Raw genomic sequence first — 18,349 nt, 5'->3', positions numbered from 1 at the left:
CAGACCAGGGTCACGACCGCGGCCGCGACGGCCGCGCACAGCAGGTTCTTCAGCATGGTGACGCCTCTCTCTGCGCCTGCGCGTCCGATCCGACGATCCGCAGGACCACTTCGACCGCCTCCTCGACGGCTGCGGCCACCGGGGCACTGAGCCCGATGCCCTCCTCCAGCGACTCCGGCTCGCACCCCACCACGAGCACCCGTTCGGGCGCGGATCCGCCCGTCCCGGCGGCCAGCGTGGCGAGCAGCGCGAGCACGGCGTCCGGCCCCATCCGGTGCCCGTCCATGACGGGCGCCTCCACCGGGCCGGCGTCCGCCTCGATCAGGTACACCGTGCCCGGCTCGCCTCCGCGCGCGGTGGCGTCGACCAGCACGAGCGTCCGGTAGCCGTCCAGCAGCTGGTAGGCCAGGTGCACTCCGCGCACCCCGATGTCCACCAGCTCGACGTCGGCCGGCAGCGGGTGCCCGGCCAGCCGCCGGACCGTCTCCACCCCGAACCCGTCGTCACCGAGGAAGATGTTGCCCACCCCGGCCACCAGTACCCGGCCCGTGCTCACGAGTCCTCCAGCGGCGTGACCTCGTCCGGCTGGAAGTACCGGAACCGGCCCTGGGCGCGCCACAGGTCCGCGCCCGGGTCGTCCTCGACCGTGACGGCGAGGTGCACCGAGCCGTCGACGTCGTGCAGCACGGCCTCGACCACGGCGGTCCGCCCGTGCAGGAAGAGGTCCTGGGCGTCGGTGCGCCGCCGGCCGGGCCGGAGCAGGACGCGGCTGCCGGCCCCGACCTCGCGGCCGTCGACCACCACCCGGTCCCGGTCCGGGTCCACCTCCGGGTCGTTGCCAGGGTCCCACCAGGGCTGCTCGGCGGTGGACCCGGTGATCTCGCGCAGGCCCCGGACGGCGCCGTGCAGCCGCTCCAGGACCTCCGGGGGCATCGACTCGGCGAGGTCGATCACGGCGCCCGCCCGCTCGTCCGTGCCCCGGGCCTCGCGCTTCTCGCGCTCGGTCAGCGCCGCCGTCCGCAGGGCGAGGATCTCGTCGATCTCGGTCGCGTCGTAGAGCGCGCCGAGGCTCTCCGGGGCGACCAGCGGATGGTCCTCCAGGATGATCGGCGAGGAGAGCAGCACCTGGTCGCGCCCGGGCGGGCCGGCCAGCACGGGCCAGGTGTGCTCGTTGCGGCACTCGGCCACGGCCGCCTTCGCCCATTCGGGCGGGTCGGTCACCGACAGGAAGGTGCCCCGGTCGAGGCCGAGCAGCAGGTGTGCCGAGACCAGCGCGCGGGGCAGCGCCGCCTCCCGCCGGTCGCCCGGCCCCGGCTGCCACGGCGCGGTGTTCTCCACCACGACCGCGAGCCTGCGCACCTCGTACGGTCCGGGGACGTCCCGGGCGGTCAGCCGCAGGAGGCCGTCGGCCTGTTCGCGCCGGCGCAGCAGCCGGCCGACCGTCACGCCGTCCTCGCGGAGCAGTTCCATCTCCTCGCAGGCCGGCAGCCGGAACGGCCGGACGATCCCGTCGCCGGCCAGCTCGTCGACGGGGAGGACGAGTTCCACGCGCTCCTCGACGCCCTCGTCCCACGGGACGAGCACCCGGTCGGCCAGCTCCAGCTCGTCGACCGGCTCGAAGCCGCCGCCCGGGGTGGCGCGCTGGACGGTCCGCCGCTGAGCGCGGAGGAACCGCAGCTCCACCGCCAGCCGGTCGCCGGGGCGCGGCTCGATCAGGCACTCGGTGCGCTGGTGGGAGTGCTCGCCGCTGTCCTCGCCGTAGCCGGGCGGGACGAGGACGCCGAACTGCCAGCGCAGCCGGTTCTTGGCCGCCGAGGCCCGGTAGGGGTAGAGCACGTAGCCCTCGAAGAGGACGGCGTCGGCGATCTGCCGGGCCTGCGCGAACCGGCTCTCGGTCTCGGCCGTGAAGGCGTTCGCGTTCACCGGGCGACCTCCTCGGTCCGGACCGCGTCGAGCAGCTCGCGCACGGTCGCGTCCCAGGACGGCAGGGCCCGCCGGGAGCGGTAGGCGAGCAGTTCCGCCATCAGTTCGGCCGGCAGCCGCAGCCACCCGCAGCCCGGGAAGTGCTGCTCGATCATCTCCCGCCACACCCGCACGGGCATCCGCACCGTCGCCTCCCGGTCCCAGGGCACCGGGGCCACCTGGAAGCCGCCGGGGCCGGTGAACGCGGTGCCGGAGAAGAGCAGCAGCAGCGGGACGTCGCCGCCGTCCAGCGCCGCGAGGTAGCGGGCGGAGGCCACGTCCATGTCGTAGGTGCACGGGACGGGCAGGTCCACCTCGGTCTCCCCGGTGAAGCCGGGCACCATCAGCGGCACCTGGGCGAACTGCACCGGGTGCAGCGTGCCGCCCCAGCGGGAGCGCTCGCCGAACAGGTCGGCCAGCCGCTCGCCCTCGGCCTCGCCGTAGGAGCGCCGCGCGGGTTCGATCCGCAGCTGGCAGCGGAGCGCCAGGGCGTGCACCCTGGTCCCTTCGGGGGCGGTGATCCGCAGCCGCAGGACCAGCGTCGGTCCGGCCGCGTGGGGGTCGGGCCGCACGCCGGTGCAGGCGAAGGACAGCGCGGTCACGAGGCCCCCTCCGGTTGGAGCGCGCGGGCCCGGGCGGCCACCCGGGCGAAGAAGGCGTCGAGTTCGGCCCGGGCCTCGGCCCCGCCGTCGAAGCCCTTCCAGCACCGCCGCAGCCGGCCGACCAGCTCGTAGCAGACGTCGATCGGCACCAGGAAGCACTGGACCGGGCTCGCCGCCGGGTGCCGCAGCAGCAACGCCTCGACGTCGGGCTCCAGTTCGGCGGCGAGCCGGCTCGCGCCGAGCGCGGCCCGCCAGTCGGCCTCGTCCGGTTCGCTCTCGGTCGCACCGCCCGGGCCGGGGTAGAGCAGCACCAGCCGGTCCTGCCGGGCGTTGCGGAACAGGAACGCCGTCTCGACCGGGATGCCGAGCGCCGCCCACTGCTCCTCGCCGAACCGGTGGTCCGGCTCGGCGAGGTAGCGGTCGGGCACGCCGCGGTAGCGGCCGCCGGCCGCGCCGGGCTGCTGGAACAGCAGCCCGCAGGCCGTGCAGACACAGGTGAGGGACTGCTCCTCGGTGTCCACCAGGTGCCGGTGCTCCCGCGGGAGCTGCTGGCCGCAGAAGGTGCAGCGCTCCGGCTGCGGGGGTGCGGGCTCGCGCAGCCGGCGCAGCAGGGCGGCGCCGGGGCGGGAGAGCTGACGGGCGCTCACCGCACCTCCGCCGAGGCCGGCGGCCGGGTGCCGATCTGCAGCAGCTGCGGCGCGCGTTCCAGCTCCACGGCCGTCACCTCGGGGGCGTGACAGGCCAGCACGGCCTCGACGTCCTGCTCCCCGCAGCCGCAGCCGCTCCTGGTCCGGCGCAGCCGCAGCGTGCCGGTCGCGGGGTCGAAGCCGAGCAGTTCGACCGGCTCGGGCAGCGCGGCGAGCGCGCGGGCGATCCGGGCGGTGACGTCCTCGGGGTGCAGGTCGTGCAGGACGAGCAGCCCGGCCACCTCCTGGTCGTCCAGCAGCTGCCGCAGCGTCCGCGGCGGCAGGGCCCGGACGAGCCGGGTGAGGCCGTCCCCGTAGAAGGCCATCAGCTCGCGGACCAGCTGCTCGCCGGCCCCCTGCCCGTCGCCGCCGGCCAGCTGGTCCAGCGCCTCCTGGATCCGCAGCCCGGTCTCCTCCGCCGTCATGCGGTGAGCCCGCTCAGTCCCGTGGGGACGTGCATCTTCTGCACGGTCCGGCCGCCGCCGACGTACATGTGGACGCCGCAGGGCAGACAGGGGTCGAAGCTGCGCACGGCCCGCATGATGTCGATGCCCTTGAAGTTCTCCGGCGAGTTCTCCTCGAAGATCGGCGTGTTCTGCACCGCGTCCTCGTACGGGCCGGGCGTGCCGTAGCTGTCGCGGACGCTGGCGTTCCACGGCGTCGGCGGGTACGGGTGGTAGTTGGCGATCTTGCCGTCGCGGATCACCATGTGGTGCGACAGCACGCCGCGCACGGCCTCGGTGAAGCCGCAGCCGATCGACTCGTCCGGCACCTCGAAGCGCTCCCAGGTCTGGCTGCGCCCGGCCCGGACCTCGGCGAGGGCCTTCTCCGCGAAGTGCAGGGCCGCCGCGGCCGCGTAGGCCTGAAAGTACGTCCGGGCGCGGTTGCGCTCGATGGCGTTGCTCCAGCGCGGGATCTTCCACTCGAAGGTGGTCTCCGGCTTGGTCATCGAGCGCGGCAGGTTGATCTGCACGCTGTGGCCGGTGGCCTTGATGTAGCCGATGTCGACCAGCCCGGAGAGCGCGGTGGACCAGAGGCGGGCGATCGGGCCGCCGCCGGTGTCGAGCGCGAGGTGGTCCTTGCCGTCGAACCAGCGGGGGGACATCACCCAGCTGTACTTGTCGTCGAAGTCGCGCTTCTGCGGCGCGGGGACGGTGTACTGGTTCCAGGGGTGCCTGGGGTCGACCGGGTTGCCCAGCGGGTCGTGGGTGACGAAGAGCTCCTTGCCCTCCCAGTCCTCGTAGTAGGAGCTGCCGAGCAGGATGCGGATGCCGAGGTTGATCTCGGTCAGGTCGTTGGTGACCAGCTTGCCGTCGACGACCACGCCCGGGGTGACGAACATCTTCCGGCCCCAGTCGGTCATGTTCCGGTACGTGAAGTCGCAGTGGTCCGGGTCGTTGAGGCTCCCCCAGCAGCCGAGCAGGATGCGGCGCCGGCCGACCTCCTCGTAGCCGGGCAGCGCCTCGTAGAAGAAGTCGAAGAGGTCGTCATGGAGCGGCACGACCTTCTTCATGAACTCCACGTACCGCATCAGCCGGGTCAGGTAGTCGGTGAAGAGCTGGACCGTCGCCACCGTGCCGACGCCGCCCGGGTAGAGCGTGGAGGGGTGCACGTGGCGGCCCTCCATCAGGCAGAACATCTCCCGGGTGTAGCGGCTGACCTGCAGCGCCTCGCGGTAGAACTCGCCCTCGATCGGGTTGAGCGAGCGCATGATGTCGGCGATCGTCCGGTACCCGTGGTCGCCGGCGTGCGGGGCCGCGGTGCGCTCGGCCAGCTCCAGGACGCCGGGGTTGGTCTCGCGGACCATCTTCTCGCAGTAGTCCACCCCGACCAGGTTCTCCTGGAAGATGTTGTGGTCGAACATGTACTCGGCGGCCTCGCCGAGGTTGATGATCCACTCACCGAGGTGCGGCGGCTTCACCCCGTACGCCATGTTCTGCGCGTAGACGGAGCAGGTGGCGTGGTTGTCGCCGCAGATGCCGCAGATGCGGCTGGTGATGAAGTGCGCGTCGCGCGGATCCTTGCCCCGCATGAAGACGCTGTAGCCGCGGAAGACCGACGAGGTGCTGTAGCACTCCGCCACCTTCTTCTGCTTGAAGTCGATCTTCGTGTGGATGCCGAGGCTGCCCACGATCCGGGTGATCGGGTCCCAGGACATCTCCACCAGGCCGCTGCCGTCGCCGGCTGCCTTCGTCGTCGGTGCCATCGTGTCTGTCGTGCCCTTCTGGAAGCGGGGAGGGTCAGCGGCGGAGCGGGCCGCCGCACGGGAGTGCGGCGGCCCGCCTGGTCACCGCGGTGTGCGGTAACCGGTCGTCAGCGTGCGCCCCGGGTGGCGCCACTTCGGTTCCTTGTCGAGGGTCTTCATGGTGATCGAGCGCAGTCGCCGGATCACCGCGCCGTACGCGGAGCTGGCGTTGGCCGAGATGTGCGAGCCCGGCGGCGGGTCCATGAAGGGCATGAACTTGTCCGGGAAGCCGGGCATCGTGCAGGCGATGCAGATGCCGCCCACGTTGGGACAGCCGCCGATGCCGTTGATCCAGCCGCGCTTGGTGACGTTGCACTTGACGACCGGGCCCCAACAGCCCAGCCGCACCAGGCACTCCGGGGTGCCGTACTCGGTGGCGAACTGGCCCTGCTCGTAGTAGCCGCCGCGGTCGCAGCCCTCGTGCACGGTGGCGCCGAACAGCCAGGTCGGGCGCAGCTTGTCGTCCAGCGGGATCATCGGCGCGGAGCCGGCCAGCTGGTAGAGCAGGTAGGTCAGGGTCTCGGAGAAGTTGTCGGGCTGGATGGGGCAGCCCGGCACGCAGACGATGGGCAGGCCGGCCTTGGACTTCCAGTCCCAGCCCAGGTAGTCGGGGACGCCCATGGCACCGGTCGGGTTGCCGGCCATGGCGTGGATGCCGCCGTAGGTGGCGCAGGTGCCGATCGCGACGACCGCCGTGGCCTTGGGCGCGAGCCGGTCCAGCCACTCACTGGTGGTGATCGGCTGACCGGTCCGCGGATCGTCGCCGAAACCGCACCAGTAGCCCTCCTCCTTGATGCTCTCGTTCGGGATGGATCCCTCGACGACCAGGACGAACGGGTCGAGTTCCCCGCGGTCCGCCTTGAAGAACCACTCCACGAAGTTGTCCGCGCCCTGGACCGGCCCGCACTCGAAGTCGATCAGCGGCCAGTGGACGGCGATCTTCGGCAGGCCCGGCAGCGCGCCGGTGACGATCTCCTCGATGCTCGGCTGCATGGCCGCGGTCAGGGAGACCGAGTCACCGTCGCAGCTCAGGCCCGCGTTGATCCAGAGAATGTGCACCACGTCAGCGTCGGTGGCGCTCGTTGCTGCAGCACCCATGAGGATGCCTCCTCGGAACTGGGAGCCGGACAAAAAGGCTCAAACCAGTCATAGCAGCGGTTGCGGCGGGCCGCCGGTCCGCAGGGCCGGGCGAGCACCCGGACGGAGCGCAAGCCGGGAGGGCCGTTCGGAGCAGCCGGGCGGTCACCCCTGCGGGCGGCATGGAGGGCGGCGCGGGAGGCGGTGCGGAGCGGGCCGGAGGCCGTCCGGGCGGCCGCGCCCCGGCATCGGGGCGGCACCGGCGAATTTGACATGACTGAACCAGGCCCCGAGCGGGCATACCGTCAGTAGCCCGCCGAAGGGCCCCGGTTGAAGCTCCCCCACGAGCGCAACCGAGGCCCCGGCCGGCGACCGGGCCTGGACGTGACTCCCCCCACGGAGCGGCGGCCAGGCCCGCATGCTGTACAACCAGCGATACGCAGCGTACATGTCATATCCACGTACCGCTACCGGGCGGACGTCCGGAGGTCGACCGACGGCCCGTCAGGGCGCCGCCGCCGCGCCTCCGCGACCGGTCGGCGCCCTGGTCAGCGGCGCCCACCACAGACGGAACGGCCGGTGCACCGGGGATGGTTCCCGGTGCACCGGCCGTTCGGGTCCGCGGCCCCGGGCCGCCGGACTCAGGCGGGAAGCGGACGCTCCACCGGGGCGTGCCAGTCCGGGACGCTCGCGCCCGGCTCGGTGAAGGCGGCGAAGTCCGTGGTGCCGGTGAACGGCTTCCGCTGGTAGAGATCGCGGGCGTAGGCCCACAGGTGCGGGTACGCGGTCAGACCGGGGTTCACCGCGCGCGCGTGGTTGGGCCCGACGTCGTAGCGCACCAGCGTCACCCAGAGCCGCACATCGGCCTCGGTCAGCCGGTCGCCCAGCAGGTAGCGGCTGGTGGCCAGCCGGTCGTCCAGCTCCGCGAAGGTCTCCAGCAGCAGGGCGCGGGCCGCGAGCGCGGCGTCCCCGGTGCCGGCCGCCGCGCCCGCGCCGTGGTTCACGGCCGGGCCCAGCCGGGCGTCCAGCGCGTCGATCTCGGCCCGGAGGTCCTCCGGGTAGGTGTCGGCGCCGTTGCTCCACCGGCCGAACTGGGTCGCCAGGTCGATGCCTATGGTCCGGAAGTCGTTGCTGACCACCCGACCGCTCCGGCGGTCCCAGAGCGTCGGCACCGAGATGTGCCCGTCGAAACCGGGCTCGGTCCGCTCGTACGCGTCGCGCAGCAGGGTGAACCCGTTCACCGGGTCCGGCCCGTAGGTCTCCCGGAAGGCCCAGCCCCGGCCGTCACGGCGGCCGTCGACGTAGGAGACCGAGACGACGTCCTCCAGCCCGTTGAGAGCGCGCTGGATGGTGGTGCGCTGCGCCCAGGGGCAGAACCAGCCGGCGTAGATGTGGTAGCGGCCGGGCTCGGCGGCGAAGCCGCTGCTCCCGTCGGCGGTGATCCGCCCGGTGAAGCGGTACAGCGGGCGCTCGTCGCCGGGAGCCCTGGTGATCCGGTACTCGCCGTGGACGGCGGTGTCGGCGGGACTGGCGTAGGGCACGTTCTGACTCACATCGAACTCCTCGGACTCCTCGGAAAGGTGGAACGGTGCGGCTCGGCGGGTGGTCTCGGTGCGGAGGCGGGGCGCCGGGGCTTCGTCACGCGCCCGGGACCCCGCCGGGCGTCCGCAGGCCCAGGAAGGTGACGTGCCGGCGCAGCCGGAACCCCAGCGACTCGTAGAGCCGGATCGCGGTGGTGTTCTCGGCGGAGGTGTGCAGGAACGGCGTGTCGCCCCGCTCACGGATCCCGGCCGCGACCGCCCGGACCAGCCGGGAGCCGAGCCCCCGGCCCCGGTGGGACTCGGCCGTGCAGACGGCGCTGATCTCGGTCCAGCCCGGCGGGCGCAGGCGCTCCCCCGCCATCGCGACCAGCGCGCCGCCGCGGCGGATGCCCAGGTAGCCGCCGAGTTCGATGGTCCGGGGCAGGAACGGGCCGGGCCGGGCGTGCTCCACCAGCGCCAGCATCTCCGGTACGTCGGCGGGGCCCAGCCGGACGGCCTCCTCGTCGGGCCGGGCCCGGACGCCGTCGTCCACCAGCTGGACACCCCGGCCCCGCAGCAGGATCTCCCAGTCGGCCGGTACGGCGTCCGGGGAGCCGGTGGCGGCGACGACGGCGCCCGGGCCGTACAGCGCCGCGACATCCCGCCAGGTCTCCCGGTCGGGCCGGTCGGGGAGGGCGACGAACGGCGACACGTCGGCCGGGTAGCGCAGCACCTCACCGCTTCGCTCGGCCAGGTGGGCGTGCGGGCCGAGCAGGGCGGCGCGGGCGGGGTTGTCCAGGGGGTGGCGCCGCTCGGCGGTGTCCGGGGCGTCGTCGGGGATGAGCACGGGGTACTGGGGCATGCGGGAGCCGTTCCTCGATCTCGGTCTTCTCGGTCGCTTCGGCCCGGGGCGTCGCCGGCCGGGGGCAGGACCTCGGGCGGCTGCCGGGAGGCCGGGCAGCCGGGACGGGCCACGGCGGAGCGGGGCTGCCGGGCACACCGGGGCGCCGGGCACGCGTGACGACGGGCGATTACGGGCGGTTACGGGCGGTTACGGGCGACAGAGGCCGGTCGGGGAGCCGACCCCGTCGATCCAGCGGCGCCGCACCAGCCGGGCACCACCGGGCCGGATGCCGACGGTCCGGGTGCCGGCGGCCGCGTGGGCTCCGGCCTGCGGGCGGAACGCCGCGCGCGGCCGCAGCGGGTGTCCGAAGACCACCCGCCCGCCCCGCAGTTGGCGTGCGTGCATCGCCCGTCCGTTTCGCGTCCGGCAACCGTGAAGGTCCACAGTACCGCTCGACCGGCCCGGGACCAGGGGCAATCCCGAATCGCCGGCCGCCGACGCCGGGCCGAAACAGTGCCGTCGCACCGTGCTCACAGCGCGTTCACTGCAGGATGTTGATCGCCCGGGCGACGACCAGGGCGCCCAGCGCGAGGGAGGTCGCCGCCTGCGCCATCATCAGCAGCTTGGCCCACCGTCTGACCGCCGAGACGTCGGTGGGGCTGAAGGCCGTGGCGGTCCAGAAGGAGAGCGTCAGGTAGTCGGCGAACCGCGGCACCCAGGCGGCCGGCGCGTGGTCCGGGTACTGCATCTCGGGGAACACGAACGCCGGGTTCGCGAAGGGCCGGTGGGCGCGGGCGGCGGCGCCGCCGCGGTCCAGGCTCCAGTACCAGAGCGCGAAGGCCACCACGTTCGTCACCCAGACCACGCCGCCGGTCGCCAGCAGCCCGACGGCGTTGTTCGCGAACAGCTTGTTGTCGGTCAGGATGTCCACCACCAGACGGACGCCCGCGAACACGTTGGCCACCGTGATGGCGCCGATCAGCAGCTGGGTGACGACCCGGAGCCAGGCCTTCTGCCGGTCGATCCGGCCCGGGTCGCCGATGATCAGCACCGCCAGCAACGAGCCCACGGCGACTGGCAGCACCCAGGCGGGGTCGACCCGGTAGCGGGCCGGCAGCGTCACGTGGAGCATCGCGACGACCGCGACCGCCAGCACCACCGGCCACCAGTGCTCGCCGCTCACCGCGGCCCGGTCCGGCGTCACCCGCCGCGGATCCGTCGGGTGGGGGCTGGAGGGCATGCCCCATTGTCACCTCGCGGCCCGGATCGCGGCCGCAGGCTCACCAGCCGGGGCCGCGGCGGGGCGGCTCCTACCGGGTGGCGGCCGTCGCCGTTCCCTCCAGGCGCCCGACGATCAGCTCGCAGAGCTCATGGGTGCGCAGGGCGTCGTGGGCGTCGATCGTCTTTCCGGTCCGGACGGCGTCGAGGAAGGCGAGGACGACCTGCTCGATGCCGCGCTGGCGGGCCACCGGGACCCAGTCGCCGCGACGGCGGATCGTGGGCTGGCCGCGGTGGTCGATCACGTCGGCGAGGTTGTGGACCTCGCGCTTGGAGTCCCCGCCGGAGACCTGGAGGATCTCCTCGGTGGAGCCGGAGACGCGGTTCATGATGCCCAGGGCGGTGAAGCCCTCACCGGAGAGGGTGAGGACGACGTGCTCGACGAGGCCGTCGCGCACCCGGGAGCGGACGTCGACCTGCTCGATCTCCCCGGGCGCCAGGAAGCGCAGCAGGTCCACCACGTGGATGAAGTCGTCGAAGACCATCGAGCGGGGCGCCTCGGGCAGGCCCTCGCGGTTCTTCTGCAGGACGATCAGGTCGCGCGGCCGCTCCTTCGCCTGCACGTAGCCGGGCGCGTAGCGGCGGTTGAAACCGACCATCAGCGAGCGGCCCGTGCGGTCGGCGAGGTCGACCAGCCGGCGGGACCCGTCCAGGGTCTGGTCGAGCGGCTTGTCCACGTAGACGTCGACCCCGGCCGTCAGCAGCTGCTCGACGATCGGGACGTGCTGGTCGGTGGCGGCGTGCACGAAGGCGGCCCGGATGCCGCTGCCGATCAGCGCGCCCAGGTCGGTGAACCGGTGCTCGGGCGCGATCCGGTGGGCCTCGCCGATCCGGTCCAGCTTGGCCCGGTCCCGGGTCATCAGGCGCAGGTCGAGGCCGGGCAGCGTGCCGAGGACCGGGAGGTAGGCCTTCTGGGCGATGTCGCCGAGCCCGATCACCCCGACGGGGAGGAGAGCGTCGGGGGCGGAGGTCAGGCTCATCGGTGCTCCAGTGGTCCGGACGATCATCGGCCCGGCCCACCCTACTCGCCGCTCCCCCGGCGGCCGGCGGGGTGGCCCGGCGCACCCGGCGGACGCGTGCGGCGGCGCCGGCGCGGTGGGGCCCCGACCGGTGGCCGGGGCCCCACCGTCCCCCGCTCAGCCGACGTCGAGCGCCCGCGTCAGCGGGCGCTCCGCCATGGGGCGGCCGGCCGGGACGGTGGACCCGCCGGGGCGGGCCGCCCGGGCGCGCGCGGCGGTGTCCCGGGTCCGCACCGCCGCAGCGGGGTGCTCACCCGGGCGGTCAGCCGGCCGAGGCCGACCGCCTCGCCGGCGAGCAGCGACCACAGGACGGCCCCGCTCAGCAGGGCGGCCTCGGCGGTGAGGTCCAGTCGCGCGAGGGCGGCCCCGACGGCGGCCGCGCGCCGGCGCCGGCGGTCACGGCGAACTCCTCGTCCTCGTCATGGTTCAGATCCAGCCGTCGAGCCCGGCCAGGAAACCGTCGTGATCGTCCCGGTGGACGGTGTGGCCGGCGCCGGGCACGGTGCGCACCTCGAAGCCCCGGGCGCGCAGCAGTCCGGCGTCCTCGGCGCTCACCAGGAAGCTCCGGTCGGCCAGGAGCACCAGCGAGGGCACGGCCGGTGCGGCCGGCAGGCCGCACTCCTGGCCGGACAGGGCGAGCGCGGACTCCTCGTCCCAGGCCGCGAGGGTGGCGAGTTCGACGTCCACGTCGGCGGCCTCCCAGCGGGGGTTGAACCCGGCGATCTGCTCCCGGGTGGCGTGCCGGAACTCCACGAACATCCGCGGGTCGGCGCCCTCGATCCGGGCGAACTGCCAGGCCGGGTCGACGTACACGGCGCGGGCCGGCTTCAGCCGCTCCACCGCGCCCAGCAGGCTGATGCCGCCGAGCGAGTGGCCGACGGCCAGCTCCGCGCCGGCCGGCAGGGTCTCGACGAGGTCCTCGGCGTAGGCCTCCAGGGCGTACCGCTCCTGCGGGCTCCCGCCGGTACCGCGCGGGCTCCGGCCGTGGCCGCGCTGGTCGACGGCGATGACGCGGTATCCGCGCGCGGCCAGGGCCGGGCCGACCCGCCGCCAGGTGCGGTGGTCGGACATGATGCCGTGCACCAGCAGGGCGACGCGGTCGCCGGAACCCCACTCCTGGGTGTGCAACTTCACGAGATGGAGACCTTTCTGGGAACGCTCGGGTGGGCGGACGTACTCGGTCGGGTGGACGTCGTGGGTGTGCCGGGAGGTGCCGGCGTACTCAGCGAACACCACGGACCGGCTTCAGCGCGAGGGTGCCGAGCCCGGCGAGGGCCGCGCCGAGCAGGAACAGCGGAGTGCGGCCGCCGAGGCCGGGCACGACGGAGGCGACGAAGGGCACCAGGATCCGCGGACAGGCGTTGGCGATGTCGAGCCCGCCGATGTCCCGGGCGGCGTCCTCCGCCTCGGGCAGCACCATGGTGACCGGCGCGGTGTCGACGGCCGTGAAGCGGCCGAAGGCCAGTCCGTTGACCACGGAGAAGACGATCATGCCGGGCCGCCCGAGGCCGACCACCGGCCATCCGGCCCTGCCGGGCGGGGAGGAACTCGCCGCCCTGGTCGCCCGGTCGGTGAACGAGCCCGACCAGGTGCCCGCCACCCGGAACGTGCTGGGCTTGCGCACGGTCGTCCGCGAGTCGGCCTCGCTCCGCCCCCGCTCCGGGCCTCCCCGACAGGAGAATCCGGTTGTGACCGGGACGGCTGGTGGGCGAGGCTCTCGGCATGACCACTCCGCCCGAGTCGATCACGCTGGACGACCTCACGCTGCGCCGCTTCGACGGCGAGGCGGACCTTCCCGAGCTCTTCCGGGTCATCGAGGAGTCCCTGGAGCACCTCCGCCCGTGGATGCCCTGGGTCGCCACGCACAGCCCCGACGCCACCCGTGCCTTCCTGGCCGGCCGCGCCGAGCAGTGGGAGAGCGGCGCCGCGTTCACCTACGCGATGGTGACGGAGCGGGGCATCGTCGGCGCCTGCCAGCTGTTCCGCCGCGAGGGCCTGCCGGGCGACGGCCTGGAGATCGGCTACTGGCTGCACCCCGCCGCCACCGGCCGCGGTCTGGCCACCAGAGCTGTCCGGGCCCTGGTCGACGAGGCGTTCCTGCTGCCCGGCGTCGACCACGTCGAGATCGTCCACGACCCGGCGAACCGGGCGAGCGGCGCCGTACCGGCGCGCCTCGGCTTCGCCGAGCACCTCTGCCGACCCGCCGAGCGCCTGGCGCCCGCGCAGACCGGGGTGGACAAGGTCTGGCGGCTGACCCGGGCGCGGACAGGGCTGTGACCGGCCGCACCGGACGGGCGACCGGGGCGGCAGAGACAGCGCGGCCGGAGCATGGAGGGAGTGCCCGGCGCCGCTAGGGCAGACGGACGGGCCGGCCGCCGGAACTCCGCGGCGGCACGGGTGCCGGGCCGGTGCGGCGGGACAGCACCGCGCCCCCGGGGCCGCACGGCCCCGGGGCGCCCCGGGTGGAGGTCGAACCGCGGATCAGAGCTTGAACATGGCGGTGTACGGCTGGGTGATCCGTTCCTGCCGTGAACCGAAGTCCACCAGTACCGCGATGTCACCGCCACCCTCGACGGCGATGGCCCGGCCGAGGCCGTACGTGTCGTGGGTGACCCTGTCGCCGACGGCGAACCGTTTGAGAGGAGCTTCGACCCGGGCCTTGAAGGGGCTGGTGGGCAGAGTACGCCGGACTGCTGCTGATTTCGTCATCTCCCCCAGTATGCGCCGGAACTCGCCCCAGCGGGCCCTCCGGAAGGTCTCGAATTCGCACATAACCGGAATCCGTATGGTGCGGTTCACCACCGCACCGACGGAATTTCACGGCCGCGGACGGTCTGCCACCGGCGCGAACCGCGTCGGCGGGGGCGGGCAGCACACCTGTGCCCGCCGCTCTTTCGAGCGATTCGCAGGCCCGGCCGGCCCCGCGCAGCGGGACGCCAACTCCGCCGGGCGGTCGACCGGTTGGCGCTGCTTCCGCCGCCGCGACAGCCGGCCCCGGACGGGGCCCCGGAGCCGCCGGGGGTGAATCCCTCCACCACGGAGACCCCCGGCCTGCTAGAGTCGAATGAGTTGCAGTAGTGGTTCCCATGAACTTTGTGTGGGCCTGCTGAGGTCTCGCAGGCGCATTTTTGTTTCCCGGCTCTTCCCCGGGTGGGTCATCATCGCGGCATCTCGGAGCACGCACCGTGCGAGCTCCGGACAGCCCCTTGAAGGAGATTTCTTTATGGCTAATGGCACTGTGAAGTGGTTCAACGCGGAAAAGGGCTTCGGCTTCATCGAGCAGGAGGGTGGCGGCCCCGACGTCTTCGCCCACTACTCGAACATCAACGCCAACGGCTTCCGTGAGCTGCTCGAGGGCCAGAAGGTCGAGTTCGACGTCACGCAGGGCCAGAAGGGCCCGCAGGCCGAGAACATTCGTCCGCTGTAGTTTCTGCCACGGCACCCGCCCGGCAGCGAGGGGCCCGCACCGCGTTCATGCCTGGTGCGGGCCCCTCGGCTTTTTCGCAGGACCCACCGCTGCCCGGGCTTCATTCCCGGCTCCGCCACCGGCGGCCTTCCCCACGCGAGCTGCTCCGCGCCGCGTCCGGGTCGGCGCCCCGCCGTGATGACTCACGGTTCGAGGTTCTTCGCTCCCGCCCGCGCGGTGAGCGCCGACCGTAGGTGACGTGCCGCACGGTTTCACCGTCCACGCTCCGCCAGTTCCGGCCCGTTCCTTGCAGCCTCCGCCCGGATTACCCGTGGGCGCGGAGCCTTCCTCGTGACGTGCCACCTTGAGGAAGGTCTCCAGATGAATCGCTCCAGTCGCTCCTCGTACCAGAATTCCGAGTCCCGCTCCGGCGGCGGCTCGTACGGCTCCCGTTCCGGCGGGGGCGGTTCCTCGTACGGCTCCCGCTCGGGTGGTGGCGGCGGCTCCTACGGCTCCCGTTCCGGCGGGGGCGGCTCCTCGTACGGCTCCCGCTCGGGCGGCGGTCCGAGGCGGCGCCAGAGCTCCTCCGTGCAGGGCGAGTTCGCGATGCCGGTCAGCACCACCCCGGCCCTGCCGGCCGTCGAGACCTTCGACCAGCTCGACATGCCGAAGGCCCTGCTCTCGACGCTCACCCGCCAGGGCGTCACCTCGCCGTTCCCGATCCAGGCCGCGACGCTGCCGAACTCGCTGGCGGGCCGGGACGTCCTCGGCCGCGGCCGGACCGGCTCCGGCAAGACCATCGCCTTCGGCCTCGCGCTGCTGGCCCGCATCGCCGGCCGGCAGGCCGAGCCGGGCCAGCCGCTGGCTCTCGTCCTGGTGCCCACCCGTGAGCTCGCGCAGCAGGTCACCGAGGCGCTCACCCCCTACGCCCACTCGGTGCGGCTGCGGCTCGCCACCGTGGTCGGCGGGGTCTCGATCGGCCGCCAGGCCCAGATCCTGGGCCGGGGGGCGGAGGTCGTCGTGGCCACTCCCGGCCGCCTCAAGGACCTGATCCAGCGTGGCGCCTGCCGGCTCGACAGCGTCGGGATCACCGTCCTCGACGAGGCCGACCAGATGGCCGACATGGGCTTCCTGCCGCAGGTCATCGAGCTGCTCGACCAGGTCGAGGCCGACAGCCAGACGATGCTGTTCTCCGCCACCCTGGACCGCAACGTCGACCGCCTGGTGCGCCGCTTCCTCAAGGACCCGGTCACCCACTCGGTGGACCCGTCCGCCGCCGCGGTCAGCACCATGGAGCACCACGTCCTGCACGTGCAGAACGGCGACAAGAACGCCACGATCGCCCACATCGCCTCGCGCGAGGGCGGCGTGATCATGTTCACCGACACCAAGCACGGCGCCGACCGGCTGGTGGACGAGCTGCTCGCCAGCGGGGTGAAGGCTGCCGCGCTGCACGGCGGGAAGTCCCAGCCCCAGCGCACCCGCACCCTCCAGCAGTTCCGCAACGGCCAGGTCACCGCGCTGATCGCGACCAACGTCGCGGCCCGCGGCATCCACGTCGACGGCCTCGACCTGGTCGTCAACCTGGACCCGCCGACCGACCACAAGGACTACCTGCACCGCGGCGGCCGCACCGCCCGGGCGGGCGAGTCCGGCACCGTCGTGACGCTCGTCCTGCCCAACCAGCGCCGCGAGACGGCCCGGATGATGGCCACCGCCGGCATCACCCCCGAGTCCACCCGGGTCCACTCCACCGATGACGAGCTGGCCCGCATCACCGGCGCCCGCGTGCCCACCGGCGTGCCCGTGGTGATCGCCGACCCCGTGGTCGAGCGGCCCCGGCGCAGCGCCTCGGGCGGTCGCAACCGCCGCAGCCGCCCCACCTCGGCCGGCCGCGGCCAGCAGGGCGGCGGCACCGGCGGCCGCGGCCAGGGCGGCGGCACCGGCGGCGCCCGCCGTGGCGGGCCGCGGCGCGTCGACCTGGCCGCGTAGGCCCCGCGTCCGGTCGGTCCCGCCGCGCGACGGCGGGACCGGCCGGATCCGGCCGGGCATCCGCGGGCCGGGCCCAGCCGCGGCAGCACCGTCGAGCACCTCCCTGATCGCCGCCGTCACCGGTGGACCGACCCGAAGGAGCCCCATGACCATGGCCCTCGAACACCCCGTCGACTTCGCCGCCGACGCCCTGACCACGGTCGGGGACGTGATGACCCGACCCGAGCTGCAGATCAGTGACGACGTCATGGTCGACACCGCGCTGGACATCCTGCTCAGCTCCGGCGCCCCGCACGCCCTGGTCCGCGACGAGGAGGGCCGCTGCGCCGGGCTGCTGACCCGTCTGCACCTCGCGCCGTTCCGGGCCCGCTCCTGGTACACCGAGCGCACCCCGGTGCGGGCGGTGAAGCACGACCGCGCGCCGTTCGCCACCGCCGGGATGCCGGCCGCCACCGCGGCGGCCACCATGCGCGCCCGCGGTCTGGACACCTGGCCGGTCGTGGACGACGACGGGCACGTCATCGGTCTGCTCAGCATCTGAGTCCCACCCGGGACCCCGCCTCCCCCGGCCCACCGGGGGAGGCGGGGTCCCGGTGGTTTCCGGAGCCGCCGCCCCGGACGCGGTCAGCCGGTGGCGGCGGCCACCTCGGTGAGGGCCTCCAGCACCGGGCGGATCAACGGGTGGCCGTCGGCGCCGGCCCGGACGGCGGCGAAGACCCGGCGGGTGGCGAGCGCGCTGTCCACCGGCCGCACCGCGACCCGTCCGAGATCCACCCCGAGCAGGGCGGACCGGGGCACCAGCGCCACCCCCGCACCGGCCGAGGCCAGCGCCACGACGGCGCGGAAGTCGTCCGAGGAGTGCACCAGACGCGGCTGGAACCCGGCGTGCTCGCAGGCCAGCAGCACCACGTCGTGGCAGGGATTGCCCGGGTAGGGCCCGATCCACGGCTCGGCGGCCAGGTCCGCGACGGCGATCGGCCCCTCCCCGGCGGCCAGCGGATGGCCGAGCGGCAGCACCGCCTCGAACGGTTCGGCGTACAGCGGCACCCGGGTGAGCCGGGCGTCGTCGGCCCGCGGCGCCCCCCGGTACTCGACGGCCACGGCCAGGTCGGCCCGCCCCTCCAGGACCATCGGCAGGCTGGCGTCGCCCTCCGCGTCCAGCACCTTGAGGCGGACGCCGGGCGCCCGGGCGGCGAGGGTCCCGATGGCGGGCGCCAGCACCAGGGAGATCCCGGTGGCGAAGGAGGCCACGGTGACCTCACCGGCCACACCGGCGCTGTAGGCGGCGAGATCGGCCTCGGCCCGTTCCAGCTGGGCGAGGACGGCGTCGGCGTGGCCGAGCAGGATCTCCCCGGCGGCGGTGAGCCGCACCCCCCGGCCCTCGCGGGCGAGCAGGTGGTGGCCGGTCTCCTGCTCCAGCGCGGCCAGCTGCTGGGACACCGCCGAGGGGGTGAGGTAGAGGGCGGCCGCCGCGGCGGTCACCGTGCGGTGGTCCGCCACGGCCCGCAGGGTCCGCAGCCGTCGTGCGTCGATCACACGCCAATTCTGCCAGCGTGCCGCGGGGTGCCGGAGCCACCGGGGGGACGTCCGGCGGCGCAGCGGGCGGAACAGCGGGCGGCGCCGTGGGCGGGCGGGTCCGCCGAAACCGCGAACGGGAGTGCCCGGCGATGTTCGCCAAGATCGTGGCCGAGTACTACGGCGCCGTGACGCCGATCAAC

General features: G+C 73.9%; 20 protein-coding genes. 4 read left to right on the top strand and 16 right to left on the bottom strand.

The features are described 5' to 3' along the window. Positions 1 to 49 precede the first annotated feature (49 nt). From ABZ495_RS18535 to ABZ495_RS18470, 14 genes are all read right to left on the bottom strand, one after another. The gene (locus tag ABZ495_RS18535) at positions 50 to 556 is read right to left on the bottom strand and encodes a hydrogenase maturation protease (protein ID WP_329486178.1); all 507 of its coding nucleotides are present in this window, start codon (positions 554 to 556) and stop codon (positions 50 to 52) included. After that, a complete protein-coding gene (locus ABZ495_RS18530) occupies positions 553 to 1,923 on the bottom strand; it encodes a hypothetical protein (protein WP_329486179.1) in 1,371 nt (456 codons plus the stop codon). Before ABZ495_RS18530 ends, ABZ495_RS18535 begins: the two co-directional genes overlap by 4 nt. Next, a complete protein-coding gene (locus ABZ495_RS18525) occupies positions 1,920 to 2,564 on the bottom strand; it encodes a DUF6084 family protein (protein ID WP_329486180.1) in 645 nt (214 codons plus the stop codon). Before ABZ495_RS18525 ends, ABZ495_RS18530 begins: the two co-directional genes overlap by 4 nt. Beyond that, positions 2,561 to 3,211 carry a DUF5947 family protein gene (locus ABZ495_RS18520; protein ID WP_329486181.1) on the bottom strand — a complete coding sequence of 217 codons (651 nt, stop codon included), beginning with the start codon at positions 3,209 to 3,211 and terminating at the stop codon, positions 2,561 to 2,563. The genes ABZ495_RS18525 and ABZ495_RS18520 overlap by 4 nt, the downstream gene beginning before the upstream one ends. Next, a complete protein-coding gene (locus tag ABZ495_RS18515) occupies positions 3,208 to 3,675 on the bottom strand; it encodes a thioredoxin (protein ID WP_359836880.1) in 468 nt (155 codons plus the stop codon). Before ABZ495_RS18515 ends, ABZ495_RS18520 begins: the two co-directional genes overlap by 4 nt. Further along, positions 3,672 to 5,456 carry a nickel-dependent hydrogenase large subunit gene (locus tag ABZ495_RS18510; protein ID WP_359836878.1) on the bottom strand — a complete coding sequence of 595 codons (1,785 nt, stop codon included), beginning with the start codon at positions 5,454 to 5,456 and terminating at the stop codon, positions 3,672 to 3,674. Before ABZ495_RS18510 ends, ABZ495_RS18515 begins: the two co-directional genes overlap by 4 nt. A gap of 81 nt (positions 5,457 to 5,537) precedes the next feature. Continuing rightward, entirely contained in the window at positions 5,538 to 6,593 is a 1,056-nt protein-coding gene (locus ABZ495_RS18505) for a hydrogenase expression protein HypE (protein ID WP_352294821.1), read from the bottom strand. A 620-nt stretch (positions 6,594 to 7,213) separates the two neighbouring features. Beyond that, positions 7,214 to 8,125: a glutathione S-transferase C-terminal domain-containing protein gene (locus tag ABZ495_RS18500; protein WP_359836876.1), complete on the bottom strand. Its 912-nt coding sequence runs from the start codon at positions 8,123 to 8,125 to the stop codon at positions 7,214 to 7,216. A gap of 85 nt (positions 8,126 to 8,210) precedes the next feature. After that, on the bottom strand, positions 8,211 to 8,954 hold the full coding sequence (locus ABZ495_RS18495) for a GNAT family N-acetyltransferase (RefSeq protein ID WP_359836874.1): 744 nt from the start codon (positions 8,952 to 8,954) through the stop codon (positions 8,211 to 8,213). Positions 8,955 to 9,143: 189 nt separating this feature from the next. Beyond that, the gene (locus ABZ495_RS18490; RefSeq protein WP_352294825.1) at positions 9,144 to 9,341 is read right to left on the bottom strand and encodes a hypothetical protein; all 198 of its coding nucleotides are present in this window, start codon (positions 9,339 to 9,341) and stop codon (positions 9,144 to 9,146) included. A 136-nt stretch (positions 9,342 to 9,477) separates the two neighbouring features. Next, positions 9,478 to 10,176, bottom strand: coding sequence for a hypothetical protein (locus ABZ495_RS18485; protein ID WP_359807334.1), 699 nt, complete (start codon positions 10,174 to 10,176; stop codon positions 9,478 to 9,480). A 70-nt stretch (positions 10,177 to 10,246) separates the two neighbouring features. After that, positions 10,247 to 11,194 (bottom strand): Gfo/Idh/MocA family oxidoreductase, encoded by a 948-nt coding sequence (locus ABZ495_RS18480; protein ID WP_329486190.1) that lies wholly within the window; start codon positions 11,192 to 11,194, stop codon positions 10,247 to 10,249. Positions 11,195 to 11,659: 465 nt separating this feature from the next. Next, positions 11,660 to 12,367, bottom strand: a complete 708-nt coding sequence (locus tag ABZ495_RS18475; RefSeq protein ID WP_359807329.1) for an alpha/beta hydrolase — start codon at positions 12,365 to 12,367, stop codon at positions 11,660 to 11,662. 88 nt (positions 12,368 to 12,455) lie between these two features. Beyond that, complete coding sequence (locus tag ABZ495_RS18470; RefSeq protein WP_359836872.1) at positions 12,456 to 12,857, bottom strand: hypothetical protein; 402 nt, start codon at positions 12,855 to 12,857, stop codon at positions 12,456 to 12,458. A gap of 98 nt (positions 12,858 to 12,955) precedes the next feature. On the opposite strand from ABZ495_RS18470, the gene ABZ495_RS18465 reads away from it, so the two are divergent. Then, positions 12,956 to 13,510, top strand: a complete 555-nt coding sequence (locus tag ABZ495_RS18465) for a GNAT family N-acetyltransferase (RefSeq protein ID WP_329486195.1) — start codon at positions 12,956 to 12,958, stop codon at positions 13,508 to 13,510. 204 nt (positions 13,511 to 13,714) lie between these two features. On the opposite strand, the gene ABZ495_RS18460 is transcribed toward ABZ495_RS18465, so the two are convergent. Next, entirely contained in the window at positions 13,715 to 13,942 is a 228-nt protein-coding gene (locus ABZ495_RS18460; protein WP_329486196.1) for a hypothetical protein, read from the bottom strand. A gap of 514 nt (positions 13,943 to 14,456) precedes the next feature. Between ABZ495_RS18460 and ABZ495_RS18455 the strand changes: the two genes are divergently transcribed. The 3 genes from ABZ495_RS18455 to ABZ495_RS18445 all read left to right on the top strand — a co-directional run bounded on the left by ABZ495_RS18455 (position 14,457) and on the right by ABZ495_RS18445 (position 17,172). Beyond that, the gene (locus ABZ495_RS18455) at positions 14,457 to 14,660 is read left to right on the top strand and encodes a cold-shock protein (RefSeq protein ID WP_030918248.1); all 204 of its coding nucleotides are present in this window, start codon (positions 14,457 to 14,459) and stop codon (positions 14,658 to 14,660) included. Positions 14,661 to 15,020: 360 nt separating this feature from the next. After that, positions 15,021 to 16,631, top strand: a complete 1,611-nt coding sequence (locus tag ABZ495_RS18450; RefSeq protein ID WP_359807322.1) for a DEAD/DEAH box helicase — start codon at positions 15,021 to 15,023, stop codon at positions 16,629 to 16,631. Between the two features lie 145 nt (positions 16,632 to 16,776). Beyond that, positions 16,777 to 17,172 carry a CBS domain-containing protein gene (locus ABZ495_RS18445; RefSeq protein WP_359807320.1) on the top strand — a complete coding sequence of 132 codons (396 nt, stop codon included), beginning with the start codon at positions 16,777 to 16,779 and terminating at the stop codon, positions 17,170 to 17,172. Positions 17,173 to 17,255: 83 nt separating this feature from the next. Here the strand turns inward: ABZ495_RS18445 and ABZ495_RS18440 are convergent, their stop codons facing one another. After that, positions 17,256 to 18,167 carry a LysR family transcriptional regulator gene (locus ABZ495_RS18440; RefSeq protein ID WP_329486199.1) on the bottom strand — a complete coding sequence of 304 codons (912 nt, stop codon included), beginning with the start codon at positions 18,165 to 18,167 and terminating at the stop codon, positions 17,256 to 17,258. Between the last annotated feature and the right edge of the window lie 182 nt (positions 18,168 to 18,349).

The organism is Kitasatospora sp. NPDC005748 (genome assembly GCF_040630735.1).
Lineage (GTDB): Bacteria > Actinomycetota > Actinomycetes > Streptomycetales > Streptomycetaceae > Kitasatospora.
This window is presented reverse-complemented; position numbering and strand designations above follow the sequence as displayed.